General features: G+C 63.4%; 22 protein-coding genes. 17 read left to right on the top strand and 5 right to left on the bottom strand.

Annotated elements, in window-relative coordinates:
• The first annotated feature begins 115 nt into the window (after positions 1-115).
• Complete coding sequence (locus B0G74_RS17430) at positions 116-1,072, top strand: alpha/beta hydrolase (RefSeq protein ID WP_132376084.1); 957 nt, start codon at positions 116-118, stop codon at positions 1,070-1,072.
• On the opposite strand, the gene B0G74_RS17425 is transcribed toward B0G74_RS17430, so the two are convergent.
• Entirely contained in the window at positions 1,042-1,884 is an 843-nt protein-coding gene (locus tag B0G74_RS17425; protein ID WP_132376984.1) for an EcsC family protein, read from the bottom strand. The genes B0G74_RS17430 and B0G74_RS17425 overlap by 31 nt on opposite strands.
• A gap of 139 nt (positions 1,885-2,023) precedes the next feature.
• Here B0G74_RS17425 and B0G74_RS17420 point away from each other — a divergent pair, with 139 nt between their 5' ends.
• Together B0G74_RS17420 and B0G74_RS17415 are read left to right on the top strand one after the other, a co-directional pair.
• A complete protein-coding gene (locus tag B0G74_RS17420) occupies positions 2,024-3,619 on the top strand; it encodes an MDR family MFS transporter (protein ID WP_132376083.1) in 1,596 nt (531 codons plus the stop codon).
• A gap of 30 nt (positions 3,620-3,649) precedes the next feature.
• Positions 3,650-4,150 carry a MarR family winged helix-turn-helix transcriptional regulator gene (locus tag B0G74_RS17415; protein WP_132376082.1) on the top strand — a complete coding sequence of 167 codons (501 nt, stop codon included), beginning with the start codon at positions 3,650-3,652 and terminating at the stop codon, positions 4,148-4,150.
• Positions 4,151-4,271: 121 nt separating this feature from the next.
• On the opposite strand, the gene B0G74_RS17410 is transcribed toward B0G74_RS17415, so the two are convergent.
• Positions 4,272-5,549 (bottom strand): amino acid deaminase, encoded by a 1,278-nt coding sequence (locus B0G74_RS17410; protein ID WP_132376081.1) that lies wholly within the window; start codon positions 5,547-5,549, stop codon positions 4,272-4,274.
• A gap of 146 nt (positions 5,550-5,695) precedes the next feature.
• Between B0G74_RS17410 and B0G74_RS17405 the strand changes: the two genes are divergently transcribed.
• From B0G74_RS17405 to B0G74_RS17395, 3 genes are all read left to right on the top strand, one after another.
• The gene (locus B0G74_RS17405) at positions 5,696-6,586 is read left to right on the top strand and encodes a MurR/RpiR family transcriptional regulator (protein WP_132376080.1); all 891 of its coding nucleotides are present in this window, start codon (positions 5,696-5,698) and stop codon (positions 6,584-6,586) included.
• A gap of 3 nt (positions 6,587-6,589) precedes the next feature.
• Positions 6,590-8,071 (top strand): D-aminoacylase, encoded by a 1,482-nt coding sequence (locus tag B0G74_RS17400; RefSeq protein WP_132376079.1) that lies wholly within the window; start codon positions 6,590-6,592, stop codon positions 8,069-8,071.
• 90 nt (positions 8,072-8,161) lie between these two features.
• Positions 8,162-8,548 (top strand): RidA family protein, encoded by a 387-nt coding sequence (locus tag B0G74_RS17395; RefSeq protein WP_007179354.1) that lies wholly within the window; start codon positions 8,162-8,164, stop codon positions 8,546-8,548.
• A 68-nt stretch (positions 8,549-8,616) separates the two neighbouring features.
• On the opposite strand, the gene queF is transcribed toward B0G74_RS17395, so the two are convergent.
• From queF to ilvA, 3 genes are read right to left on the bottom strand one after another with little or no spacing between them, the layout of a single operon-like run.
• Positions 8,617-9,441, bottom strand: coding sequence for an NADPH-dependent 7-cyano-7-deazaguanine reductase QueF (queF, locus tag B0G74_RS17390; RefSeq protein ID WP_132376078.1), 825 nt, complete (start codon positions 9,439-9,441; stop codon positions 8,617-8,619).
• Positions 9,438-10,340: a 5'-nucleotidase gene (locus tag B0G74_RS17385; RefSeq protein WP_132376077.1), complete on the bottom strand. Its 903-nt coding sequence runs from the start codon at positions 10,338-10,340 to the stop codon at positions 9,438-9,440. Before B0G74_RS17385 ends, queF begins: the two co-directional genes overlap by 4 nt.
• Before the next feature lie 23 nt (positions 10,341-10,363).
• Positions 10,364-11,929: a threonine ammonia-lyase, biosynthetic gene (gene ilvA / locus B0G74_RS17380; RefSeq protein ID WP_279388611.1), complete on the bottom strand. Its 1,566-nt coding sequence runs from the start codon at positions 11,927-11,929 to the stop codon at positions 10,364-10,366.
• 462 nt (positions 11,930-12,391) lie between these two features.
• Between ilvA and B0G74_RS17370 the strand changes: the two genes are divergently transcribed.
• The 11 genes from B0G74_RS17370 (at position 12,392) to aspS (ending at position 25,465) form a co-directional block, all read left to right on the top strand.
• Entirely contained in the window at positions 12,392-16,486 is a 4,095-nt protein-coding gene (locus B0G74_RS17370; RefSeq protein ID WP_132376075.1) for an FAD/FMN-binding oxidoreductase, read from the top strand.
• A 34-nt stretch (positions 16,487-16,520) separates the two neighbouring features.
• On the top strand, positions 16,521-16,949 hold the full coding sequence (locus tag B0G74_RS17365; protein WP_132376074.1) for an HIT family protein: 429 nt from the start codon (positions 16,521-16,523) through the stop codon (positions 16,947-16,949).
• A gap of 80 nt (positions 16,950-17,029) precedes the next feature.
• A complete protein-coding gene (locus B0G74_RS17360; protein WP_132376073.1) occupies positions 17,030-17,443 on the top strand; it encodes a DUF971 domain-containing protein in 414 nt (137 codons plus the stop codon).
• Between the two features lie 66 nt (positions 17,444-17,509).
• On the top strand, positions 17,510-18,241 hold the full coding sequence (gene ubiE, locus B0G74_RS17355; protein ID WP_064265554.1) for a bifunctional demethylmenaquinone methyltransferase/2-methoxy-6-polyprenyl-1,4-benzoquinol methylase UbiE: 732 nt from the start codon (positions 17,510-17,512) through the stop codon (positions 18,239-18,241).
• Positions 18,242-18,279: 38 nt separating this feature from the next.
• Positions 18,280-19,272, top strand: coding sequence for a TIM44-like domain-containing protein (locus B0G74_RS17350; RefSeq protein WP_132376072.1), 993 nt, complete (start codon positions 18,280-18,282; stop codon positions 19,270-19,272).
• Positions 19,273-19,429: 157 nt separating this feature from the next.
• A complete protein-coding gene (locus B0G74_RS17345; RefSeq protein WP_132376071.1) occupies positions 19,430-20,074 on the top strand; it encodes an SCP2 sterol-binding domain-containing protein in 645 nt (214 codons plus the stop codon).
• Between the two features lie 15 nt (positions 20,075-20,089).
• Entirely contained in the window at positions 20,090-21,667 is a 1,578-nt protein-coding gene (gene ubiB / locus B0G74_RS17340; RefSeq protein ID WP_132376070.1) for a ubiquinone biosynthesis regulatory protein kinase UbiB, read from the top strand.
• A gap of 23 nt (positions 21,668-21,690) precedes the next feature.
• The gene (locus tag B0G74_RS17335) at positions 21,691-22,314 is read left to right on the top strand and encodes a thiopurine S-methyltransferase (protein ID WP_132376069.1); all 624 of its coding nucleotides are present in this window, start codon (positions 21,691-21,693) and stop codon (positions 22,312-22,314) included.
• Between the two features lie 181 nt (positions 22,315-22,495).
• Positions 22,496-22,873, top strand: coding sequence for a zinc ribbon domain-containing protein (locus B0G74_RS17330; RefSeq protein WP_132376068.1), 378 nt, complete (start codon positions 22,496-22,498; stop codon positions 22,871-22,873).
• Positions 22,874-22,948: 75 nt separating this feature from the next.
• A complete protein-coding gene (locus B0G74_RS17325; protein ID WP_012431717.1) occupies positions 22,949-23,602 on the top strand; it encodes a DUF502 domain-containing protein in 654 nt (217 codons plus the stop codon).
• 63 nt (positions 23,603-23,665) lie between these two features.
• Positions 23,666-25,465, top strand: coding sequence for an aspartate--tRNA ligase (aspS, locus tag B0G74_RS17320; protein WP_132376067.1), 1,800 nt, complete (start codon positions 23,666-23,668; stop codon positions 25,463-25,465).
• The last annotated feature ends 26 nt before the right edge of the window (positions 25,466-25,491 follow it).

Here is a 25,491-nt window from a genome sequence, read left to right as displayed (position 1 = left end):
ACCGGAAAGCCTTACCGCGGCGACGCAGGCGTTTTTGAGATTAGAAGCGGCCATCCACCGGCGTAGTAGCGAACGCACGTAACATGACAGGACACAATCGAAGGAGCGTGTCCCGATGAGTTGGCAAAGTGCACTCGCGTGCTGGTATCTGCGTAGACAGTTTCGACCGGAGACCCTCAAGCCACGCATCGATGTCGAAAGAGCGCGCGCGCTGACCGCCAAGCGCGTCTGGTCGCCGCGGGTCCCGGGCGGGTGGCGTCTGCGTGAGCTGTACGGCGCGGACGATACGCCCTTGCGCGGCGAGTGGATCGAGCGCGCCGACGGTGCGCCAGCCGCAAACGCCGGACCGACCGTGCTGTATTGCCACGGCGGCGGCTACTACTTCTGTTCGCCGCGTACCCATCGTTCGATCGTGTTCGGTCTCGCGACGCGCGCCGATGCGCCGGTTTTTTCCCTCGACTACCGTCTCGCGCCAGAGCATCGCTTCCCGGCGGCGCTCGACGACGCGACAGCGGCGTACCGTCAGTTAATCGCCGGGGGCATCGCGCCCGAGTCGATCGTGATCTCGGGCGATTCAGCGGGCGGCGGTCTTGCGCTCGCCACGCTGGTGGCGTTGCGCGACGCCGGCGATCCCATGCCGGCAGGCGGGCTGCTATTTTCGCCGTGGACCGATCTGGCCGCGACCGGCGCCAGCATCCGCACCAACGACGGTCTCGATCCGATGTTCAGCGGCTCGGCGATTGCCCTAGCGGGAAAGGTCTACCTCGGCGACACGCCGGCAACGCATCCCTACGCTTCTCCGGTTTATGCCGATCTGCGCGGCTTGCCGCCGCTTCTCATCATGGCGGGCAGCACCGAGGTGTTGCTCGACGATTCGCGGCGCGTGGCCGACAACGCGCGGGCGGCGGGTGTCGACTGCGAACTCGAAGTGTGGAACAAGATGCCGCACGTCTGGCCGATCTTCGCGCCGTTCATCCCCGAAGGAAATCGTGCGCTCGACCGCGCCGCGGCCTTCGTGCGACGCGTGACGAGCCGCGCGGCTCAGCCGTCGAGCGCAATGTCGATCGCCTGATAGGCGGCTTCGACCGTTTCCTGGCCGTACTGCCGTTCCAGTCGACGCACGGTGAAGTGACCGTGCGCGACCTGCTGGAAGTGGTCGATGAAAACCGTATTGACCATCGCGCCGAGCACCGCGCCGATCGCCGGGATGGATTTGGCGGCGATCTGTTCGCTCACCTGCACGGAGAAGCGCGCGGCGATCGTGTTGAGCAGGCGCAGCAAGGCCGCGGAGCCGTGCGCGGTGAAGCCTTTGGTCGCGATTTCAGACGAAGCTTTCGACACCGCCTGCGCGAGCGCGCCGCGCATGATGAAGTAGCCGAAGTCGGCGTCGTCGTCGGAGCTCGACGTGCCGCCCATGCCGAGCACCGTCAGACATTGCAGCTGCGTGTCGATCGACGTCAGATCCTCGCCCTCGCTGCGCGCAATGTCGCAGATCGAACGGAACATCAGCGTGGTCGTGACCGGCAACTCGACGGGTAGCGCGAACAGCCCGAATGCGCCGCCGGCCGCGCCGGTAGTCGCCACGGCGAACTTGTGCAGCAAGTTGCTCGGCTTGTCGGGCACCACCAGCGGCGTCGCGCCGTCCTGCCGCCCCAGTGTGCGCAGCGCGATCGACAGGCACTTGCGCAAGGCCAGCTCCGTCGCGTCGGTGACTTTTTCGTTGGCGAACGCCGGCATGCGCGAGAGCAGTTTCTCCAGCGGCGCGCCGACGATGCTCGCCAGCTTCATCGCCAGAGCGGGGCTCTCCAGTTCATGTTTCGCGCGGCGCAGCGCTTTCAGGTCGTCGTCCGATAACGATTGTGTTGCGAGCGAACTCGGCTCCATGTGCCTCCCTGGCGTCATGTGATATCCATTCTTCAGTCGACTGCCGATGCGGCGAACCACGACGGCTTGTCCCGCTTAGAGCGTCGCAGCGTGGTATGATTCCCAATCGTTTGACGTGTCAACTGTTGCTCCATCAAAAATGGCTGTCCATACCGCGGCCCACCACTCGAGTGGGCAAGTTTTACCGTTCCGTGAATCGCTACTGGCGATGCTCGGCATCTCCTTCGTTACGATGCTGGTCGCGCTCGACCAGACCGTCGTCGGCACCGCGTTGCCCACGATCGTCGCCGAACTCAAGGGTTTCGAGCTGTACGCGTGGGTCGCCACGTCGTATCTGCTGACCTCGGTGATCACCGTGCCGATTTTCGGCCGGCTTGGCGATTACTACGGGCGCAAGCCGTTCGTCATCGCGTCGATCGTCGTGTTCACGGGCGCGTCGGTGCTGTGCGGCGCGGCCAACAACATGCTCTTCCTCGTGCTCGCGCGCGGCCTACAAGGCATCGGCGGCGGCATGCTGGTCGGCACCGCATTCGCCTGCATTCCTGATCTGTTTCCCGACTCGGTCGTGCGTCTGCGCTGGCAAGTGCTGATGAGCTCGGCGTTCGGTATCGCGAACGCGGTGGGACCGTCGCTCGGTGGTTTCCTCACGCAGTATTACGGCTGGCGCTCGGTTTTCTATGTGAATCTGCCTGTCGGCCTGCTGTCGCTGTTCTTTGTCTGGCGCTTCCTGCCGCATCTGCGTCATGTCGAACACGAAGGCAAGATGCGGCTCGATTGGCCCGGCGCCGTGTTGATCGCCGTGGCGCTCGGCTCGCTGCAACTGTTCGTCGAATTGCTGCCGAAGCATGGCGTGACCTTGAGCGCGTTGGCGTTGCTCATCTTGAGCGTCGCGTCGGCTTACGCGTTGTGGCAATGGGAAAAGCGCTGCCCGACGGCGATCCTGCCGGTCGACATGTTCCGCAACCGCAGTCTCGCCGCGCTCTTCACGCTGGCCGTGCTGGGCGGCTTTTCGATGTTCTCGCTGCTGTTCTACGCGCCGTTGCTGTTCCAGGGCGGCTTCGGCATGTCGCCGAAAGAAGCGGGCCTCGTCATTACGCCGCTGGTCGTGTTCATCACGATCGGCAGTATCGCCAATGGGCGCATCGTCTCGCGCGTGCGCAATCCGAATCTGATGCTGTATATCGGCTTTACGCTGCTCGCGCTGGCGTGCCTCGGCGTGGTCGTCGCGACGCGCGCCATGCCGCAATGGCTGTTGATGTCGTTCATGATCGTCGGCGGTTTGGGGCTCGGTTTCGTCATGCCGAACCTGACGATCTTCGCGCAGCAAACGGCCGGCCGCGAACACCTCGGTATCGCGACGGCGCTGCTGCAGTCGCTGCGGATGATCGGCGGCATGATCGGCACGGCGCTGACCGGCACGTTGGTCAGCCATATGTATGCGAGCGGCGTGCGCAGCGCGTTGGACAACGATCACGCGTCGCACTGGTTCGCGGATCTCGGCGACCCGCAAATTCTCATCAATCGCGATGCGCAAACCACTTTGCTCAGCCAGTTGACGCATGCTGGCCACAACGGCGCGATGCTGCTCGAGAGCGCGCGAGAAGCGCTCGTGTCAGCGATTCATCTGGGTCTCGCCATGGCGGCGATCATCGCCGTGGTGTCGGTCTGGCAAAGCCGCCGTGTGCCGCCGATCAAACTCCAGCGCAAGCTCGAACCCGTGATTCACGCGGACTGATTTTTCGACTCACCGTTTTACAGACAGATCATGGAAGAACAGGACCGCGTCGCCGTCATGCAGCAATTCGGCCGCACATATCGGGCGTTCATGTCGGCTTTCGAGGCGCACGTCGGCCATCCGTTGCCGCGTTGGCGCATTCTGCTCGCGCTGCACGAGCAGGCTGGCGAGTCGTCGCAGAAGCGGCTGGTGGAGCGCTTGCGCGTCGATCCGGGCGCGTTGACACGGCAACTGAAAACGCTGGAAGGTATGGGCTGGATCGCTCGCAGCATGGATACGCGCGATAACCGCGTGACCAACGTGCGCCTGACCGAAGCGGGCCAGTCGGCGACGGAAGCCAGCTTGCCGCGTCGCAACGCGTTTATGCATGACACGATAGCCGTGTTGCCGGACGACGCGCTGAACGCGCTGTCGGGTGCGCTGAAAATGCTCGAGGCGAGGATCAGCGAAGTGGCGGCGACGGCCAGCGCAGTTGAGGCTGTCGCTCAAACATCCGAGACAGTGGGCAGTGAAGCGCCACGCCAGCCTTGATTTGCCGGACGGGCACGGTTAAACAAAATCACCTCGCCGGAGCGGCGCGAAAAACCCGCCCTTCCGCAACGCCACGAAAGGCGCGCCTCGTTGCCCGAGAACGCGCCGTTCGCAAAACCCATCAGAAGAACGTTTCAATCACTTCCGTGACGCGATACGCCGGATCGACCACCAGCACCTGACGCCATTTGTCGAACGTCAGACACGGATGCGAGATGTCGAACGCGATCATGTCGCCCACTTTCAGGTCAGCGCCTGCGGGAATCCGCAGATACGCGTGCTGGTCCATCAAGCCGAAAATCTCCCAGCCTTCGTTTGCCGCGATGTCACGCGGAGCTTCGTTGCCGGGACGATAGTGGCGCGCCGGTTCCGGCATGCCGGCGTCGAACGCGGAATCGCGCTTGCCGAGACCGATGATCGCGCGATCCGGTTCCGGAATCGACTGTACATACGCCCACAATTGCAGCGCGGGAAGCAGCCCTTCGCCCATTTTCTTCGCGACTGGATTGCGCGCGAAAATTTCCGTCTGCGCCTTGCGATAGATGCCGACGTCGTGCGTCAGATAGCAGCCGGGACGCAATACGACCTCGACCTTGCCGGTCTCCGACGCCTTCACGAATTCTTCCGCGACCACGTCGTACCAGGCCGAACCCGCGCCCGACAGCACCGCCGGCGTGCGCGCAAAACGGCCTTGCTCGACGAGTTCGCGCGTGACCGCGACCGCGCTTTGCAGAAACTCGCGCACTTCGTGTTCTTCCTTGAGCACGCCTTCATACAACTCGACGCCAGCGAGCTTCAGCGTGTCGGGATAACGTGCAATCGCCTCGAGCACTGCGTTGCGCTGCGCCGCGTCGCGCACGCCCGTGCGGCCACCCGGCACGCCGAGTTCGAGCAGCACTTGCAACTGCTTGTTGACCGACTTGAAAAACTCGCCCAACTGCTCGACGCCTTCAACCGAATCGACGAGACAGAAGAATTCGAAATCCGAATCGCTCAGCAACTCGGCAACCATCATCATGTTGTGACGGCCGACCAGCTGGTTGGCCATGAGAACACGCGAAACGCCGCCGTGATAAGCCGCGCGCACCTGATGCGCGGTGGCGAGCGTGATGCCCCACGCGCCGTTTTCGAGCTGACGGCGAAACAGCTGCGGCGCCATGGTGGTCTTGCCGTGCGGCGCGAGCTTGACACCGTATTCCGCGACGAATGCCTGCATCCACTTGAGGTTGTGCTCCACGCGGTCCGCGTACAGCACGGCGGCCGGCAGGCTCACGTCTTCGTTCAGCAGGTTCCACTCGAGGCGCGCGGCATCCGTGAGTTGGATACTGGTGCCCGGAACCATGCCCAAGCCCTTGCTATGAGGATCAATCGTTGCGCCCTGATAGTTTGTAACTTTCATGTCTCCCTGCTCCATCGTCCAGTTAAATTGAATCAAAGTTGACTTTACCATGTTACCGAAAGTACGATGGATGAAGAAATGTTATTTAGTACCACGGTCGGGCGGAAGCGGGTTATAAGCCTTCGCGCGGCCTCCCACAGTCTGCAATGAACTTAACCGCCGAACCGCTGGCTTTCGACATCGTCGCGCGCATTGCCGAATGCGCGCCGGAACTGCGCTCGGCCGAACGCAAGGTCGCCGCGCTGATTCTCGACGATCTGACGGGCGCCTCGCGCGCCAGCATCGGCGCGCTCGCGCAGCAGGCGGAGGTGAGCGTCGCGACGGTGACGCGCTTTGCCAAGGCGGTCGGCTGCCGCGACGTGCGCGAGCTCAAACTGCGGCTCGCGCAGGCGGCCGCCGTCGGGCAGCGTTTCCTGAAGGCCGGCGGTCCGAACGACGCGCCCGAGCCGATCGCGACCCGCGTGTTCGACGAATTGCAAACCGCGCTGGCGCACAACCATCAGTTGCTGCGCCAGGCGCCGCTCGGCGACGCGGCCGCCGCCTTGCGCGGCGCGCGCATGATCTACGTGTTCGGCATGGGCGGCGGCTCGACCGCGCTCGCCGACGAGATGCGCTTCCGGCTCGTGCGTCTCGGGCGGCCCGTGGCGACCTATCAGGACGGCTTGCTGCAACGCATGGTGGCGAGCACCGTGTCGCGCGAATGCGTGGTGATCGCGCTCTCCACCACCGGGCGCGTGCCCGAGATGGTCGAGAACTGCAAGATCGCGCGCAGCTACGGCGCAACCGTGATCGCGCTGACCGCGCCGGCTTCGCCATTGGCGCGACTCGCCGATTGGGTGATTCCGATCGTGGCCTTTGAAACTGATTTCATTTACAAGCCGTCGTCGTCGCGCTACGCGATGATGATGGCGCTCGATGTGCTCGTCACCGAACTTGCCGTCAGTCAGGGTGACGAGAGCCGCGAATTGCTGCGCCGCATGAAACATGCACTCGACACGCACCGCGGCGGCGGCGATCGACAACCGTTAGGAGACTGATCCATGCACTCGCATCCCGAAGCCGCCGACACGCTGATCGTCGGCGCGCAACTGTATGACGGCACGGGCGCGCCGCCTGTCGAACGCGACGTCGCGGTTCGTGACGGCCGCATCGTCGCGATCGGCAATCTGTCGAACTGGCTCGCCGAAGAAGTGATCGAGGCCGAAGGCCGCGCGCTGGCGCCGGGCTTCATCGACGTTCACACGCACGACGACACGCACGTGATCCGCTCGCCACAAATGCTGCCGAAGATCACGCAAGGCGTGACGACGGTGATCGTCGGCAATTGCGGCATCAGCGCGTCGCCGGTTGCGCTGAAGGGCGATCCGCCCGATCCGATGAACCTGCTCGGCGAGCGCGACGCATTCCAGTATCCGACCTTCGCCGCGTATGTCGAAGCGGTGAACGCGGCGCAGCCGGCGGTGAACGTCGGCGCGTTGATCGGGCACACGGCGTTGCGCAGCAACCAGATGGACCGGCTCGACCGCGCGGCCACGCCGCAGGAAATCGACGGCATGCGCGCGCAGCTCGAAGAAGCGTTGGCCAATGGCGCGCTGGGTCTGAGTTCAGGGCTCGCATACGGCTCGGCGTTTTCGGCGCCGACTGAAGAAGTGATGGCCTTGGCCGAACCGCTCGCCGCGGCCGGCGCGTTGTACACCACGCACATGCGCACCGAATTCGACGCGATTCTCGACGCCATGGACGAGGCGTATCGCGTGGGCCGTCACGCGCACGTGCCGGTGGTGATTTCGCATCTGAAGTGCGCGGGTCCGTCGAACTGGGGACGCAGCGAGGAAGTGCTGAATTCGCTCGAAGGCGCGCGCCGTCTGCAGCCGATCGGTTGCGATTGCTATCCGTACAACCGTAGTTCGTCGACGCTCGACGTGAAGCAGGTGACGGGCGACATCGACATCACGATTACGTGGTCCGAGCCGCATCCGGAGATGGCGGGCAAGCTCGTGAAGGAGATCGCGGCAGAGTGGGGCGTCTCGCAGCAGGAAGCTGGCAAGCGTCTGCAACCGGCGGGCGCGGTGTATCACAACATGTCCGAAGAGGACGTGCGGCGCATCCTCTCCCATCCCGCGACCATGGTCGGCTCAGACGGGCTGCCGAACGATCCGCTGCCGCATCCGCGCTTGTGGGGCGCGTTTCCGCGCGTGCTCGGCCACTACGCGCGCGACGCGGGCTTGCTGCCGCTCGAAGAGGCGGTGCGCAAGATGACCAGCTTGTCGGCGCGTCGCTTTGGTCTCGCGCAGCGCGGCGAGGTGCACATCGGCTATCACGCCGACCTGGTGCTGTTCGACCCGGCCAAGGTGCGCGACGCGGCGACGTTCGAGAACCCGCAGCAGGCCGCCGACGGCATCGACGCGGTGTGGGTGAACGGCGTCTTGACGTATCGCAATGGCGAAGTGACGGGCGAGCGCGCCGGGCACTTCGTGGCGCGCGGCGCGGCATCGAAGGGTGACGCGCACGGCGCGTTCTGATTATTTGCCCGATTGCATGATTAATTGATTGATTGCGGCGCGCGCGGCGATTCTGCCGGACGCGTGCCGGACTTTTTGAGGAGTGTGATGATGAAGCGATATGGTGTTGAAGGCGGGAAGGGAACGGGCGGTCAGCATATGCCGTTTGCGCGTGCAGTCGAAGCGGACGGCTGGCTGTTCGTGTCTGGACAGACGCCGATGGAAAACGGCGAAGTGATCAATGGCGGCATCGTCGAGCAATCGCACAAGGCGATTCAGAACGTGTTCGCGATCCTGAAGGAAGCCGGCTATGGCGCGGAGCATGTGGTCCGCTGCGGCGTGTGGCTGGATGACCCGCGCGACTTCGCGTCGTTCAACAAGGTGTTCCGCGAGTATTTCGGCGAGAACCCGCCGGCGCGCGCCTGTGTCGTTTCTTCGATGGTGATCGACTGTCGCGTTGAGGTGGACTGTGTGGCTTATAAGAAGCCCACGGCCTAACTCTGAATACTTAGCCAGTTTCATTCGCCGCGGAATCGCATCGGATTCCGCGGCGAACAAGCTGCTATTTACTGCCGCGCCAGCCGCATATTGTCAGGCATCGGCAAGTTGTAATTCGTGCGGAACGGATTGATATCCAACCCGCCGCGCCGCGTATAACGCGCATACACCGCGAGCTTCACCGGCTTGCAGGCCTTCAGCACATCGATAAAAATCCGCTCGACACACTGCTCGTGAAAACCAGTGTGATTCCGATACGAGATGATGTAGCGCAGCAAGCCCGCGTGATCGATCTGCGGGCCCACGTAATGAATCTGCACGCTGCCCCAATCGGGCTGCCCGGTCACCGGGCAATTCGATTTCAGCAAGTTGGAGAACAGTGTTTCTTCGACCGGTGCCTCATCCAGCGCCGCTTTCAGCAAGGACGCGTCCGGCTGATAAACGTCGGTATCGAGATCCAGCCGATCCAGCGACAAACCCTCGAATTCTTCCATCTGCAATTTGCCGAACTCATACGGCGCGGCCAGATGAACGGACACGCTCGCACCGCACGACGCGGACACATCGCGCTTGATCGTGTCGCGCACCGCCTCCATCGACCCGAACGCGGTCTGCGCGAATGAGCCGAGGTAGAGCTTGAACGATTTCGACTCGACGATATTCGGCGAATCCGCCGGCACGAAGAACGTCGCCACCGCGATTTGAGGTTTGCCGCGCGCATTCAGCCACGACAACTCGTACGCATTCCAGATGTCCGTGCCGAAGAACGGCAACTGCGCGCCGATGCCGATCGCCTCGCGCGCATTTTTTCGCGCGATCGGAAACAGCAAAGAAGCGTCGTATTGTTCGGTGTAAGTGGAGGCCTTACCCAGCGGTGATTGTTCGGGTGTCATGATGCGTTCACGATGCCACTCAGCACGTGCCCCGTCGCCGTCACGACGCGGGCCGATTCGCAGTGGCCAATTTGGTCGTCGAAGAAAAAGTCCGGCTCGAACTCGCGCAGGAATGCGCTCTTGTCGAGGCCGCCGAGGAACATCGCTTCGTCGATTTCGATGTTCCACGCCATCAAGGTGCGGATCGCGCGCTCGTGCGCGGGCGCTGAGCGCGCCGTCACCAATGCCGTACGAATATGCATCGGCGCGGCTTCATCCGCGAGTTTTTGCAGCCGGTGCAGCGCTTCGAGCAACGGCTTCAAGGGGCCATCCGCGAGCGGCAGATCCTTGTTGTGAATCTCGTGGCCGACAAAAGCGCGCAAGCCGTCCTTCTGGAATACGCGCTCGGCTTCGTCGGAAAACAGCACCGCGTCGCCGTCGAAGGCAATGCGGATTTCGTCCGGATACTTGCTCGCCATTCTCGCCGATTCGGGCAAGACTCGCGCGGCGGGAAATCCGGCGGCCAGCGCGTCGCGCACGTCCTGCTGATTCGCGGACAGAAACAGCGACGCGTTCAACGGCTTCAGATAGCCGAACGGCGCGCGTCCGCGCGTAAACACTCCGCGCTCGATGGCGAGCCCATGCTCGCGGCACGAGTGGAACGCGCGCAGTCCGCTGATCGGATCGCTGCGCGAAAGAATCACCACTTCGACGCGATGACCGCTGGTGTTCAAGGCCAGCAGCTTGCGGATCAGCGGAAACGCCACACCCGGTTTGGCGGGCACGGTCAGGCGGTCGCGCTGCAACGCTTCATAGGCCTGCAGGTTGCCTTCCTCGTACACGCGGTTCTCTTCCTCGAAGTCGAACAGCGCGCGCGACGAGATTGCCACCACCAGTTTGTCGACAAGCGAAAGAGCCATCTGCGCGTTTCAGTCCTAAGTAATCAAGCGAGGAACAGGCGATACACCGGATTCTGCGTCTCTTCCCAGTTCGGATAGCCGAGCGTGGCGAGAAACTTGTTGAACGCTTCATTCTCGCTGTCCGGCACCTGGATGCCGACCAGAATCGAACTATAGTCCGCGCCCTGGTTGCGATAGTGGAACAGGCTGATGTTCCAGTTCGGCGCCATCGACGAGAGGAATTTCATCAGCGCACCCGGACGCTCGGGAAACTCGAAGCGGAACAGACGTTCGTCGTGTGCCAAAGGCGAGCGCCCGCCGACCATGTAGCGGATGTGCTGCTTGGAGAGTTCATCGAACGTCAGGTCGACGGTGGCGAAGCCGTGCGCTTCAAACGCGCCCGCGATCTGCGCCGACTCGCTGCGATTCCTGATCTGCACGCCCACGAAGATATGGGCGGAGTTCGCGTCCGCAATGCGGTAATTGAATTCGGTGACGCTGCGCGTGCCCACCAGTTCGCAAAAACGGCGGAAACTGCCACGCTCCTCGGGAATCGTCACGGCGAACACCGCTTCGCGCGCTTCACCGACTTCGGCGCGCTCGGCCACGAAGCGCATGCGGTCGAAGTTCATGTTCGCGCCCGACGTGATCGCGATCAGCGTCTGGTTCTCGATGCCTTCGCGTTCCGCATACTGTTTCGCGCCAGCCACTGCGAGCGAGCCGGCGGGTTCCAGCACGCTGCGGGTGTCCTGGAAGACGTCCTTGATCGCGGCGCATAACGCGTCGGTATTCACGAGCAGCACGTCGTCGAGATATTCGCTGCACAGGCGGAAGGTTTCTTCACCGACCAGTTTCACCGCCGTGCCGTCCGAGAACAGACCCACTTCGTTCAGCGTGACCCGCTCACCGGCTTTCAGCGACGCCGCCATCGCGCACGAATCATCGGTCTGCACGCCGATCACCTTGATCTCCGGGCGCACCGACTTCACGTACGCGGCGACGCCCGCGGCCAGTCCACCGCCGCCGATCGGCACGAAGATCGCGTGAATCGGGCCCTGATGCTGGCTGAGAATCTCCATCGCGACGGTGCCCTGGCCGGCGATCACGTACGGATCGTCGAACGGATGCACGAAGGTCAGGCCGCGCTCTTCCTGCAGTTTCACTGCGTGTCCGTAGGCGTCGCTATACGATTCGCCGAACTGCACGACTTCGACAGTGGGACCGCCGTGCGCGCGCACCGCATCGACCTTCACCTGCGGAGTCGTGACAGGCACGACGATGATCGCCTTCACGCCCATACGGGCCGCCGACAGCGCCACGCCCTGCGCATGATTGCCCGCCGACGCCGTAATCACCCCACGCTCCAGCGCTTCGGCCGGAATATGCGCCATCTTGTTGTACGCGCCGCGCACCTTGAACGAGAACACCGGCTGGTTGTCCTCGCGCTTCAGATAAACCGGATTGCGCAGACGTGCCGACAGATTCGGCGCGCGTTCGAGTTCGGTCTCGCGGGCCACGTCGTAGACGCGCGCGGTCAGGGTTTTTTTCAGGTAGTCGTGGGAAGCCATGCGGGTGGCGCGGAGCGCTTGGTGAGACGGGAAAGGGTCAATGATAGCGCCAACGGTGTACGCTCAGGCCCTCGGCTGATGCACTGGCGCCGCGCCGTACAGCGCCGCCCGACCGTTCGGTTGGTCAATCCGGCAGGTGGGCGCCACCTTACGATTCGCCACGAAAGTGCCCAAACCCCCGCCGCTGTTCCGATTTCAGCCGTCAACGCGTGGCGGGATCATGCGGTAGAATTCCATTTTGGAATAAGGATCGGAAGATGCACTGGCAGCCTCGGATCGCCCACTTGATGCCCGCCCCGCGTGAGTCTTGCCCCGCGGCGGAGCGTCACGTCCGCCACGCACGATCGTGTAGTTATATCTGAGCGCCGCGAAGCGACCGGTGTGGGTTTGGCCGTCGGTCGTGCTTCGCTCCCCAAGAAGATTTCCAGCATTGCGCGCCACGCGCACCGTCAGCCGACGCCTCATCGATGAGCGCGCCGGGTTGACCTACCGAGTCGTCCGAACATGAACGCACCTCAAGTTTTCGATCCGCACGGGGCCGCCGCCGCGGTGGCCACCGATCCCGAAGCGCGTCTGCGCGAAATTCCCTACAACTACACGTCGTTTTCCGATCGCGAAATCGTCATCCGTCTGCTCGGCGACGAAGCCTGGGCCGTGCTTGCCGAATTGCGTGCGGAACGCCGCACCGGCCGCTCGGCACGCATGCTGTACGAAGTGCTCGGCGACATCTGGGTAGTGCGCCGCAATCCTTACCTGCAAGACGACCTGCTCGACAATCCGAAGCGCCGCGCGATGCTGATCGAAGCGCTGCATCACCGTTTGAGCGAGATCGAAAAGCGCCGCCGCGCCGATCTGACCGAACACGGCGATGAAGCGGGCATCGATCGCGCCGCTCGCGTGGAAACGCTGGTGCAGGCCGCGCGCCGCGCCGTCGACGAATTCGCCAGCGAATTCCAGAAGACCTACGATCTGCGCAAGCGTGCGACCAAGGTTCTGGGCAAGGTCACGGAAAAGGACAACATCAAGTTCGACGGCCTATCGCGCGTCTCGCACGTGACCGACGCGACCGACTGGCGCGTCGAATACCCGTTCGTTGTGCTCACGCCGGATACCGAAGCCGAGATCGCCGGCATGATCAAGGCGTGTTTCGAACTCGGTCTGACCGTGATTCCACGCGGAGGCGGCACGGGCTACACAGGCGGCGCGGTGCCGCTCACGCCGTTCTCGGCCGTCATCAATACGGAAAAGCTCGAACAACTCGGCGCGGTCGAAATGACCGAATTGCCAGGCGTCGACCGTAAAGTCGCGACAATTTTCTCCGGCGCGGGCGTGGTTACGCGCCGCGTGACCGAAGCGGCCGAGCAGGCCGGCTTCGTGTTCGCCGTCGATCCGACCTCGCTGGATGCATCCTGCGTGGGCGGCAACGTCGCGATGAACGCGGGCGGCAAGAAGGCGGTGTTGTGGGGCACGGCGCTCGACAATCTCGCCTGGTGGCGCATGGTCGACCCGGAAGGGAACTGGCTCGAAGTCACGCGCCTCGAGCACAACATGGGCAAGATTCACGACATTGAAGTCGCGCGTTTCGAGCTCAAATGGTTCGACGGCAACTACGCGCCGGGCGAAAAACTGCTGCGCACGGAAGCGCTCGACATCAAGGGCCGCGTGTTCCGTAAGGAAGGTCTCGGCAAGGACGTCACGGACAAGTTCCTCGCCGGTCTGCCGGGCGTGCAGAAGGAAGGCTGCGACGGGCTCATCACCTCCGCGCGCTGGGTGCTGCACAAGATGCCGGCGCACACGCGCACTGTCTGCCTCGAATTCTTCGGCCAGGCACGCGACGCGATTCCGAGCATCGTCGAAATCAAGGACTACCTCTTCGAAACGTCGAAGCAGGGCGGCGCGATTCTCGCCGGCCTCGAGCATCTGGACGAGCGCTATTTGCGCGCGGTCGGCTACGCGACCAAGAGCAAGCGCAACGCGTTTCCGAAGATGGTGCTGATCGGCGACATCGTGGGCAACGACGCGGACGCGGTCGCGCAAGCCACCTCGGAAGTCGTGCGCATGGCCAACGGCAAGAGCGGCGAAGGCTTCGTCGCGGTCAACGCCGAGGCGCGCAAGCGTTTCTGGCTCGACCGCAGCCGCACGGCCGCGATCGCCAAGCACACCAACGCGTTCAAGATCAACGAAGACGTGGTGATCCCGCTCGATCGCATGGGCGAGTACACGGACGGTATCGAGCGCATCAACATCGAGTTGTCGATCAAGAACAAGCTGCAACTGGTCGACGCGCTCGAAGCGTTCTTCCAGGCCGGCAAGCTGCCGCTCGGCAAGAGCGACGACGCCAACGAAATTCCGAGCGCCGAACTGCTCGAAGACCGCGTGCAGCAGGCGCTCGATCTGCTCAAGCGCGTGCGCACGCGCTGGGAATTCCTGCGTGACAAGCTCGACCTGTCGCTGCGTGAGGCGCAGCACTATCTGGTCGGTCTCGGCTACGAAGCGCTGGCGGAGAAGTTCGCCGACCGCGCGGATGCGCAGCCCGACGCCACCGTGTTCCATGTCACGCAGGACCGTACGATCCGCGTGTCGTGGAAGCAGGAGATCCGTGCCGAACTGCGGCAGATCTTCAACGGCGGCGAGTTCAAGCCGATCCTCGACGAAGCCCAGGCGATCCACAAGCAGGTGCTGCGTGGCCGCGTGTTCGTCGCGCTGCATATGCACGCGGGCGACGGCAACGTCCACACGAACCTGCCGGTCAACTCCGACAACTACGAGATGCTGCAGGACGCCCACACGGCGGTCGCGCGCATCATGAAGCTGGCGCGTTCGCTCGACGGCGTGATCTCCGGCGAGCACGGCATCGGCATCACCAAGCTCGAATTCCTCACCGACGAGGAGATCAGCGAATTCCGCGCTTACAAGCAGCGCGTCGATCCGCATGGCCGCTTCAATGCGGGCAAGCTGCTCGAAGGCGCCGACCTGCGCAACGCCTACACGCCGAGCTTCGGCCTGATGGGCTATGAATCGCTGATCATGCAGCAGTCCGATATCGGCGCGATTTCCGAGTCGATCAAGGACTGCTTGCGCTGCGGCAAGTGCAAGCCGGTGTGCGCGACCCACGTGCCGCGCGCGAACCTGCTGTACAGCCCGCGCAACAAGATTCTCGCCACTTCGCTGCTGGTTGAGGCGTTCCTGTACGAAGAGCAGACCCGCCGCGGCGTGTCGATCAAGCACTGGGACGAGTTCAACGACGTCGCCGATCACTGCACTGTCTGTCACAAATGCGTGACGCCGTGTCCGGTGAAGATCGACTTCGGCGACGTGACCATGAACATGCGCAACCTGCTGCGCAAGATGGGCAAGAAGAAGTTCAACGCGGGCAACGCGGCCGGCATGTTCTTCCTCAACGCGACCAACCCGCAGACCATCAACCTCGCGCGCACCGCGATGATGGGCATCGGCTACAAGGCGCAGCGCCTCGGCAACGACGTGCTGAAGAAGTTCGCGAAGAAGCAGACGGCGCACCCGCCGGCAACCGTCGGCAAGCCGCCGGTCACGCAGCAGGTGATCCATTTCATGAACAAGAAGATGCCGGGCAACCTGCCGAAGAAGACCGCGCGCGCGTTGCTCGACATCGAGGACAACAAGATCGTCCCGATCATCCGCAATCCGAAGACGACCACCGCCGACACGGAAGCGGTGTTCTACTTCCCGGGCTGCGGCTCGGAGCGGCTGTTCTCGCAGGTCGGTCTCGCCACCCAGGCCATGCTGTGGGAAGCGGGCGTGCAAACCGTGCTGCCGCCGGGTTACCTGTGCTGCGGCTATCCGCAACGCGGTTCGGGCCAGTACGACAAGGCCGAGCAGATCGTCACGGACAACCGCGTGCTGTTCCACCGCGTCGCCAATACGCTGAACTACCTCGACATCAAGACGGTGGTGGTGTCGTGCGGCACGTGCTACGACCAGCTCGCCGGGTACGAATTCGAGAAGATCTTCCCGGGTTGCCGGATCATCGACATTCACGAGTTTCTGCTGGAGAAAGGCATGAAGCTCGACGGCGTGAACGGCGTGCGCTACATGTACCACGACCCGTGCCACACGCCGATCAAGACGATGGACCCGGTCAAGCTCGTCAATCAGCTGATGGGCTCGGAGAAGGACGGCTACCAGATCGAGAAGAACGATCGCTGCTGTGGCGAATCCGGCACACTCGCGGTCACGCGTCCGGATATTTCGACGCAGGTCCGCTTCCGTAAGGAAGAGGAGATCCGCAAGGGCGCGGCGAAGCTGCGCGGCATTCCGCTCGTCGCTGAAGCGGGCGCGAACGGGATCAATCCGGCCAATGCATCGGCCGGCTCGGCGGGTGCGCCGAACGGCTCCGTGCTCAAGGCCGGCGACGGCCCGCAGCCGAAGGGCGCCACCGACGTGAAGATCCTCACGAGCTGCCCGTCTTGCCTGCAAGGTCTGTCGCGTTACAACGAAGATGCGGGCATCGAGGCGGATTACATCGTCGTCGAGATGGCACGTCACGTGCTCGGTGAAGACTGGATGGTCGACTACGTGCAGCGTGCGAACAATGGCGGAATCGAGCGCGTGCTGGTTTAATGGCACGACCGACGATTTTTGCCTGAGGACGACGATGGATTGCGTTTTTTGCCGTGAAGATGGCGGCGATGTGCTGTGGCACGACGACACCTTGCGTGTCGTCCTCGCCGACGAACACGATTACCCGGGCTTTTGCCGGGTCATCTGGAACGAGCATGTGGCCGAGTTTTCCGACCTCGACGGAAACGACCGCGATCGCGTGATGAAGGCCGTGTATGCGGTCGAGCGCGCGATCCGGCGCATCCTGCAGCCGGTCAAGGTCAACCTGGCGAGCCTTGGCAACCAGGTTCCGCACGTGCACTGGCACGTGATTCCGCGTTTTTCGAACGACGCCCATTTTCCGCTGCCCATCTGGGCGCCGCGCCAGCGCACGGTGTCCGAAGCCATGCTGTCGTCGCGCCGCGCGCAAGCCACCTTGCTGCGCGAAGCGGTGCGGCAGGAAATCGAACAGGCGCTGGGTTGAGCGACCGCGCACCTATCGTGTCGTGCGTTTGCGGCCGAGGGAGCAGGGAAACTTGAGACGGCGTTTTCTATGAGGTCAATATGAGTGGACTGACTCCCGATACTCCGGTGCCGACCGGCGTGGTCGTGCATTCCAAATCGCGTGTGCTCGAATTGCAGTACGCAAACGGCGAATCGTATCGCCTGCCGTTCGAACTGCTGCGCGTGTATTCGCCGTCGGCGGAAGTGATGGGCCACGGGCCCGGCCAGGAAACCCTGCAGACCGGCAAGCGCGACGTGACGATCACGATGATCGAGGGCGTCGGCAACTATGCCCTGCAGCCGACTTTCTCGGACGGACACGCCACCGGCATCTATTCGTGGGACCTGCTGTACGACATGGCCGTGCGCCAGGATGAACTCTGGCGCGACTATCTCGCCAAACTTCAGGCGGCCGGCGTCGACCGCGATACGCCTATGGTTCAAGCCGGCGCTGCGCACGGGCACTGTCACTGATACGATTCGCCCCGATCGCCGCACTGATGCGGCGCAACATTCAGAATACGCGAAAGGACAAGCGCGATGAGCAAAACCCACTTCGGCTTTCAATCGGTCGACGAACAGGACAAGGCGCAGAAGGTGGCGGGCGTGTTCCACTCGGTTGCCGCCAACTACGACTTGATGAACGACCTGATGTCGGGCGGGTTGCACCGGGCGTGGAAGATGTTCACGATCGCCCAGGCCAACGTGCGGCCGGGCTACAAGGTGCTCGATATCGCGGGCGGCACGGGCGATCTGTCGAAGGCCTTCGCGAAGCAGGCGGGCGAAACCGGCGAAGTCTGGCATACCGACATCAATGAATCGATGCTGCGCGTGGGGCGCGACCGCTTGCTGGACAAGGGCGTAATCACGCCGGCGCTGCTTTGCGACGCCGAGAAAATCCCCTTTCCGGACAATTACTTCGATGTGGTCACGGTGGCATTCGGCCTGCGCAACATGACGCACAAGGACGTCGCGCTGGCGGAAATGCGGCGCGTGCTGAAACCGGCGGGGCGTCTGCTGGTGCTGGAATTTTCGAAGGTATGGGATCCGCTCAAAAAGGTCTACGACGTCTATTCTTTTAAGGTGTTGCCGTGGTTGGGCGAACGCTTTGCGAAAGATGCCGAGAGCTACCAATACCTCGCGGAATCGATCCGGATGCATCCGGACCAGGAAACTTTGAAAACAATGATGGAACAAGCAGGCCTGGACGGCGTCAAATATTACAATTTGTCAGCTGGCGTGGTAGCTTTACATGTGGGGACCAAATACTAGGGTTCCTAACCCATCGATTTTTAAAGGAAAGTACGAAAATGTCCGATTCAGGTGTGTTATCTCCCCGTAAGGTTGGGCGGTCGCTGGTGAGAAGAATCGGACTGATCGCGATGGTCGGCCTGATCATGGCCGGCTCCCTCGCTTCGCTCGATGCGGAAGCTCGCCGCATGGGCGGTGGCCGTAGCATCGGCCGTCAGTCGAATAGCGTGACGCAGCAGTCCGCGCCGTCGCAACCTTCCCAAGGCAATCAGGCCATGCAGCAGCGTGCGCAGCCGGCACCGGCGCCCGCGCCGACACCTGCCGCGCAACCTAACCGTTCGCGCTGGCTCGGGCCGATCGCCGGTTTGGCGGCCGGTCTCGGCATCGCCGCGTTGCTGTCGCACTTTGGCCTGGGCGGCGCGTTCGCCGGCGCCATGGCCAATATCATCGTGATTGCGATTATCGCGATGATCGGTATCTGGCTGATCCGCCGCTTCATGGGCCGCAAGCGCGACTCGGCGCAGCCGGCGTACGCGGGCAGTTCGCCGTCGCTCAACTCGGTTGGTACGGGCTACTCGCAGGAACCGCGCTATAACGCGCCGCCCACCGGCTCGTATCTCGAACCGCAAGGCAATCCGCTGAGCACGCCGACCATCAACGCCGTGCCTGTGGTACCGGCCGGCTTCGACTCGGAAGCGTTCCTGCGTAACGCCAAGGTCTACTTCGTGCGTCTGCAAGCCGCATGGGACGTCGGCAACATGGACGACATCCGCGAATTCACCACGCCGGAAATGTTCGCCGAGGTGAAGGTCGATCTGTCGTCGCGCGGTGCGCAGACGAATCAGACGGACGTGGTGCAACTGAATGCCGAGTTGCTCGGCGTGGAAGAGCGCGCGAACGAATACTTCGCCAGCGTCCGCTTCTCCGGCCTGATTCGCGAAGCGCCGGGCGCGGCGGCCGAGCCGTTCGTCGAAGTCTGGAACCTGTCCAAGGCGAACCGTGCCGGCGAAGGCTGGCTGCTGGCCGGCATCCAGCAGGTCACGCAGCACTGAAACAGGCGGTGCGATAGAGGCCGCGCGACGGATCAGCGCGTTCTTGAATCGCACCTGGCGTTGGCCGTTCGGCATAGCAAGCCGCAAAGCGAACGGACGTTACAATAGGAACCCGCGCGGGCACCTCGCTCGCGCGGGTTTTTTCTTGCCACTTTCAATGACCCTCGCCGCCAAGCCCTTCGCTGCTGCTGTCAATCATCTGCTCGCCCGCGAATCGTGGGCTCGTGAGCGCCTCGCCCCCTACGCGGGCAAGACCGCGAGACTGTCATGTCCGCCGGTCGTGTTGATGCTGCTGGTGCAACCGGACGGCTATCTGAGCGCGGTTGCCGCCACCGAGGCGCAGCAGTTCGACGTGACCATCTCGGTGCCCTCCGACGCGTTGCCCGCTTTCGTGCAAGGCGGCCAGGCGGCGGTGATGAAGCACGTGAAGATCGAAGGCGACGCCGAATTCGCCACCGTGATCGCCAAGCTCGCCGAACATCTGCGCTGGGAGCCGGAAGAAGATCTGGCCAAGCTCATCGGCGACGGCCCGGCGTGGCGGGTGGCGTCGGTCGTGCGCACGGTCGGCGAACATGTGCAGCGCACCGGGCGCAATCTGCTCGACACCGCCGCCGAGTATCTGCTCGACGAGAATCCGCAACTGGTGCGCCGCGCCGCGCTGGAGGATTTCAACGTTGAACTGGCCCGCGCGCGCGACGCACTGGCGCGCGTGGAAAAACGCCTCGAGCGTCTTGAACAGAAGGTCGAAGCCCGCGGCGCCGATGCGCCGGGCGGCGCCGCCACGTCGCGCGGCACGCGCTAGTCACCGGGCACAACTATGCGTTTTCTGCGTTTCCTCAAGATTTTTTTCACGGTCATCCGCTTCGGTCTCGATGAGATGATGCTCAGCCGCATCAACGACCGGCGCGTGCGTCTGCTGCTGCGTATCACCACCATCGGGCGCAAGTTCGATGCGCCGCCGGGCGTGCGTTTGCGGCTCGCGCTCGAAAGCCTCGGGCCGATCTTCGTCAAGTTCGGGCAGGTGTTGTCCACGCGGCGCGACCTGCTGCCGGTGGATATCGCCAACGAGTTGGCGAAGCTCCAGGATCAGGTGCCGCCTTTCGATTCGGCGGTGGCGATCGGGCTGGTCGAGAAGTCGCTCGGCGCGCCGGTCGACGTGCTGTTCGACGACTTCGAGCGAGTGCCGGTGGCGAGCGCCTCGATCGCGCAGGTGCACTTCGCCACGGTGAAGGCGGGGCAGCACGCCGGCAAGGCCGTCGCCGTGAAGGTGCTGCGCCCGAACATGCTGCCGGTGATCGATTCCGACCTTGCCTTGCTGCGTGACATCGCCGTGTGGGCCGAGCGGCTGTGGGCCGACGGCAAGCGCCTGAAGCCGCGTGAGGTGGTCGCCGAATTCGACAAATATCTGCACGACGAACTCGACCTGATGCGCGAGGCGGCCAACGGCAGCCAGTTGCGGCGCAACTTCGCCGGGCTCGACCTGCTGCTGGTGCCGGAGATGTACTGGGAGTTTTGCACGCCCACGGTGCTGGTCATGGAGCGTATGGTCGGCGTGCCGATCAGCCAGGTCGAGACGCTGCGCGCGGCCGGCGTCGATATTCCGAAGCTGGCGCGCGAAGGCGTCGAGATTTTCTTCACCCAGGTGTTCCGCGACGGCTTTTTCCACGCCGACATGCACCCGGGCAACATCCAGGTGAGTCTCGATCCGGCCCACTTCGGCCGCTATATCGCGCTCGATTTCGGCATCATCGGCGCGCTGTCGGACTTCGATAAGAACTACCTCGCGCAGAACTTCCTCGCGTTCTTCAAGCGCGACTACCATCGCGTCGCCACGCTGCATCTGGAGTCGGGCTGGGTGCCGCCGACTACCCGCGTCGAAGAACTCGAGAGCGCGATCCGTGCCGTGTGCGAGCCGTACTTCGACCGCGCGCTGAAAGATATTTCGCTCGGCCAGGTTCTGATGCGCCTGTTCTCGACCTCGCGCCGCTTCAACGTCGAAATCCAGCCGCAACTGGTGCTGCTGCAAAAAACCATGCTGAACGTGGAAGGCCTCGGCCGCTCGCTCGATCCCGAACTGGATCTGTGGAAGACGGCCAAGCCTTATCTCGAACGCTGGATGAACGAACAGATCGGCGTGCGCGGCTGGTACGAGCGCCTGAAGATCGAGGCGCCGCAGTGGAGCAAGACGCTGCCGCAGTTGCCGCGCCTGATTCATCACGTGCTGGCCGAGCGCCACGACAACAAGCGCGGCACGAACGACGACATGATTCTCCAGATTCTGCTGGAGCAGAAACGCACCAACCGGCTGTTGCAAAGCTTGCTGCTGTTCGGCGTGGCGGTCGGTGTCGGCGCGGTGCTGGCGCGGGCGTTTCTGGTGCTCGCTTACGGCGGTTGATTGCGATCCCTGCGAGGTAACCAATGAGCGACCCGACCCAACCCTCCGCGCCCGACTTCGAGAGCCGCGACCCCAACTCGCCCGAGTTCTGGAACGAGCGTTTCGAGCGCGGGTTCATGCCGTGGGATCAGGCGGGCGTGCCGTCCGCGTTTCAGTCGTTTGCAGCTCGCCACAGCGGCGCGGCCGTGCTGATTCCAGGTTGCGGCAGCGCGTACGAAGCGGTCTGGCTGGCCGGACAGGGCAACCCGGTCCGGGCGATCGACTTTTCACCGGCCGCCGTCGCGGCGGCGCATGAGCAGTTGGGCGCGCAGCACGCGCAACTGGTGGAACAGGCGGATTTCTTCACGTATGAGCCGCCTTTCACGCCGGCCTGGATTTACGAGCGCGCGTTCTTCTGCGCGCTGCCGCTCGCGCGCCGCGCGGACTATGCACGACGGATGGCCGAGCTGCTGCCCGACGGCGCGTTGCTCGCGGGCCTCTTTTTCATCGGCGCGACGCCGAAAGGGCCGCCGTTCGGCATCGAGCGCGCGGATCTCGACGCGCTGCTCACGCCGTATTTCGAGCTGATTGAAGACGAAGCGGTGCATGATTCGATTGCCATTTTCGCGGGACGTGAGCGCTGGCTAACCTGGCGCCGCCGCGCCTGACGATGCGGCTGCGGCGCTCCACGGCAACGCGCGCCGTACTTGATTCGGCCGCGGCCGCCCCCACTTAAGCGAGCGGCGGCTGCGTCGAGCGCTTGTCCCCAAAATCCGGGGGAGGGGAATCGTTTGCGGCTATAATTCAAGGCTTTGCAAGCGTTTACTAGATTTCAGTAGGGAAAAGATCATGCCGATCTACGCTTATCGTTGCGAATCGTGCGGCTTCGGGAAGGACGTGCTTCAGAAGATCAGCGACCCCCAGTTGACGCAGTGTCCCGAGTGCGGGAAAGACACATATCGCAAGCAGGTCACGGCTGCAGGCTTCCAGTTGAAGGGCTCCGGCTGGTACGTGACCGATTTTCGCGGCGGCAATGGCGGCAAGAGCGCGCCTGCCAAGCCCGACGCCAACGGCGCCTCGAATGGCGCTTCGGGCGAGAACGCGGGCGCCAATAACGGCGCCGCGCAATCCGACGCGGCGCCGGCCAGCAGCACGGCTGCAACGCCGTCCGCGCCTGCTGCCGCACCGGCCGCTTCGGCGAGTTCGAGCGATTCCGGCAGCGCCTAGCAGGACTGCCGCCCTTCGGGGCGGCGCACACGCCGCACGTTGGGCTTCGGCCCGCGCGGCTTTCTGGCGGTACACATGACGACGAAAAAAACGACGCTCAAATCGGTGTTCCTGACTGGCCTGCTGGTGCTGGTGCCTTTGGCCATCACACTGTGGGTGCTCGGTCTGATCATCGGCACGATGGACCAGACGCTGTTGCTGCTGCCGCGCGCGTGGCAGCCGGAGCGCCTGTTCGGCTTTCGCCTGCCCGGCCTCGGCGCAGTGCTCACGCTCGCCTTCATCTTTGTCGTTGGACTGTTGACGCAGAACTTCATTGGGCAGAAGCTCGTGAAGTGGTGGGAAGTCGTGGTCGCTCACATTCCGGTGGTCGGCCCGATCTACACCAGTGTCAAGCAGGTGTCCGATACCCTGCTGTCGAGCAGCGGCAACGCGTTTCGCAAGGCGCTCCTGATCGAGTACCCGCGCCGCGGCTCCTATACGATTGCGTTTCTGACCGGCATTCCGGGCGGCGACGTCATCAACCACCTGAAAGAAGATCACGTCAGCGTGTATGTGCCGACTACGCCGAATCCAACTTCCGGCTTCTTCCTGATGGTGCCCAAGAGCGAAGTGATCGAACTCGACATGACGGTCGACGCCGCGCTCAAGTACATCGTCTCGATGGGCGTCGTGGCGCCGTCCGCGCCGCCGGCGCCGGTGCGCCGCACGACAGTCGAGCCTCCGCTGTAACGCGGCACGTAGCGTTTTAATGCCACGCGCCGTTCAACCAATGCAAAACGAAAGACAAACATCATGTCGATGAGATCTCAATACTGCGGTCTGGTGACCGAAGAACTGCTGGGCCAATCCGTCTCGCTGTGCGGCTGGGTGAGTCGCCGCCGCGACCATGGCGGCGTCATCTTCATCGACCTGCGCGATCGCGAAGGCCTCGTTCAGGTCGTCTGCGACCCGGACCGCGCGGAGATGTTCAAGGCGGCCGAAGGCGTGCGCAACGAGTTCTGCCTGCAGATCAAGGGCGTGGTTCGTGCCCGTCCGGAAGGCACCACGAACGCGGCGCTCAAGAGCGGCAAGATCGAAGTGCTGTGCCACGAGCTGATCGTGCTGAACCCGTCGATCACGCCGCCGTTCCAGCTCGACGACGACAACCTGTCGGAAACCACGCGTCTCACGCACCGCGTGCTGGACCTGCGCCGTCCGCAGATGCAGCACAACCTGCGTCTGCGTTACCGCGTCGCGATCGAGGCGCGCAAGTACCTCGACTCGCTGGGCTTCATCGACATCGAAACGCCGATGCTGACCAAGAGCACGCCGGAAGGCGCGCGCGACTACCTCGTGCCGTCGCGCACGAACCCGGGCCAGTTCTTCGCGCTGCCGCAGTCGCCGCAACTCTTCAAGCAACTGTTGATGGTGGCGAACTTCGATCGCTACTATCAGATCGTCAAGTGCTTCCGCGACGAAGACCTGCGCGCCGACCGTCAGCCGGAATTCACGCAGATCGACTGCGAAACCTCGTTCCTGTCGGAACAGGAAATTCGCGATCTGTTCGAAGACATGATCCGTCATGTGTTCAAAGAAACGATCGGCGTCGCGCTGGACGAGAAGTTCCCGGTCATGCTGTATTCGGAAGCCATGCGCCGCTTCGGTTCGGACAAGCCGGACCTGCGCGTGAAGCTCGAATTCACAGACCTCACGGATGCGGTCCGCGACGTCGACTTCAAGGTGTTCAGCACGCCGGCCAACACGAAAGACGGCCGTGTCGCGGCAATTCGCGTGCCGAAGGGCGGCGAGCTCTCGCGTGGCGACATCGACAGCTATACGGAATTCGTGCGCATCTACGGCGCGAAGGGCCTCGCGTGGATCAAGGTCAACGAAGTGGCGAAGGGCCGTGACGGTCTGCAAAGCCCGATCGTCAAGAACCTGCACGACGAAGCGGTCAAGGCGATCATCGAGCGCACCGGCGCGCAAGACGGCGACATCATCTTCTTCGCGGCGGATCGCGCGAAGGTGGTGAACGACAGTCTCGGCGCACTGCGTCTGAAGATCGGCCATTCGGAATTCGGCAAGGCCAATGGTCTGGTCGAGTCCGGCTGGAAGCCGCTGTGGGTGGTCGACTTCCCGATGTTCGAATACGACGAGGAAGATAACCGCTACGTCGCCGCGCATCACCCGTTCACTAGCCCGAAGGACGAGCACCTCGAGTATCTGGAAACGGATCCGGCGCGCTGCCTCGCGAAGGCCTACGACATGGTGTTGAACGGCTGGGAAATCGGCGGCGGCTCGGTGCGTATTCACCGTGAAGAAGTGCAGAGCAAGGTGTTCCGCGCGCTGAAAATCAACGCGGAAGAAGCGCAAGCCAAGTTCGGCTTCCTGCTCGACGCGCTGCAATACGGCGCGCCGCCGCACGGCGGTATCGCGTTCGGTCTGGACCGCATAGTCACGATGATGGCCGGCGCCGATTCGATCCGCGACGTGATCGCGTTCCCGAAGACGCAACGCGCACAGTGTCTGCTCACGCAGGCACCGAGCGAAGTGGACGAGCGCCAGTTGCGCGAGTTGCACATCCGTCTGCGTCAGCCGGAACCGAAGGTGTAATGGCTTGAGGCCAGTCAGTGCTGTCT

The sequence above is a fragment of the Paraburkholderia sp. BL9I2N2 genome (genome assembly GCF_004339745.1).
GTDB lineage: Bacteria > Pseudomonadota > Gammaproteobacteria > Burkholderiales > Burkholderiaceae > Paraburkholderia.
This window is presented reverse-complemented; position numbering and strand designations above follow the sequence as displayed.

Bases quoted from the DNA above. Each gene is read 5' to 3' on its own strand.
- B0G74_RS17410 (WP_132376081.1), bottom strand. From the start codon at position 5,549: ATGAAAGTTACAAACTATCAGGGCGCAACGATTGATCCTCATAGCAAG.
- B0G74_RS17350 (WP_132376072.1), top strand. From the start codon at position 18,280: ATGTCCGATTCAGGTGTGTTATCTCCCCGTAAGGTTGGGCGGTCGCTG.
- queF (WP_132376078.1), bottom strand. From the start codon at position 9,441: ATGACACCCGAACAATCACCGCTGGGTAAGGCCTCCACTTACACCGAA.
- B0G74_RS17335 (WP_132376069.1), top strand. From the start codon at position 21,691: ATGAGCGACCCGACCCAACCCTCCGCGCCCGACTTCGAGAGCCGCGAC.
- B0G74_RS17345 (WP_132376071.1), top strand. From the start codon at position 19,430: ATGACCCTCGCCGCCAAGCCCTTCGCTGCTGCTGTCAATCATCTGCTC.
- aspS (WP_132376067.1), top strand. From the start codon at position 23,666: ATGTCGATGAGATCTCAATACTGCGGTCTGGTGACCGAAGAACTGCTG.
- B0G74_RS17415 (WP_132376082.1), top strand. From the start codon at position 3,650: ATGGAAGAACAGGACCGCGTCGCCGTCATGCAGCAATTCGGCCGCACA.
- B0G74_RS17385 (WP_132376077.1), bottom strand. From the start codon at position 10,340: ATGGCTCTTTCGCTTGTCGACAAACTGGTGGTGGCAATCTCGTCGCGC.
- B0G74_RS17405 (WP_132376080.1), top strand. From the start codon at position 5,696: ATGAACTTAACCGCCGAACCGCTGGCTTTCGACATCGTCGCGCGCATT.
- ubiE (WP_064265554.1), top strand. From the start codon at position 17,510: ATGAGCAAAACCCACTTCGGCTTTCAATCGGTCGACGAACAGGACAAG.
- B0G74_RS17400 (WP_132376079.1), top strand. From the start codon at position 6,590: ATGCACTCGCATCCCGAAGCCGCCGACACGCTGATCGTCGGCGCGCAA.
- B0G74_RS17365 (WP_132376074.1), top strand. From the start codon at position 16,521: ATGGATTGCGTTTTTTGCCGTGAAGATGGCGGCGATGTGCTGTGGCAC.
- ubiB (WP_132376070.1), top strand. From the start codon at position 20,090: ATGCGTTTTCTGCGTTTCCTCAAGATTTTTTTCACGGTCATCCGCTTC.
- B0G74_RS17325 (WP_012431717.1), top strand. From the start codon at position 22,949: ATGACGACGAAAAAAACGACGCTCAAATCGGTGTTCCTGACTGGCCTG.
- B0G74_RS17420 (WP_132376083.1), top strand. From the start codon at position 2,024: ATGGCTGTCCATACCGCGGCCCACCACTCGAGTGGGCAAGTTTTACCG.
- B0G74_RS17395 (WP_007179354.1), top strand. From the start codon at position 8,162: ATGAAGCGATATGGTGTTGAAGGCGGGAAGGGAACGGGCGGTCAGCAT.
- B0G74_RS17330 (WP_132376068.1), top strand. From the start codon at position 22,496: ATGCCGATCTACGCTTATCGTTGCGAATCGTGCGGCTTCGGGAAGGAC.
- B0G74_RS17360 (WP_132376073.1), top strand. From the start codon at position 17,030: ATGAGTGGACTGACTCCCGATACTCCGGTGCCGACCGGCGTGGTCGTG.
- B0G74_RS17430 (WP_132376084.1), top strand. From the start codon at position 116: ATGAGTTGGCAAAGTGCACTCGCGTGCTGGTATCTGCGTAGACAGTTT.
- B0G74_RS17425 (WP_132376984.1), bottom strand. From the start codon at position 1,884: ATGGAGCCGAGTTCGCTCGCAACACAATCGTTATCGGACGACGACCTG.
- B0G74_RS17370 (WP_132376075.1), top strand. From the start codon at position 12,392: ATGAACGCACCTCAAGTTTTCGATCCGCACGGGGCCGCCGCCGCGGTG.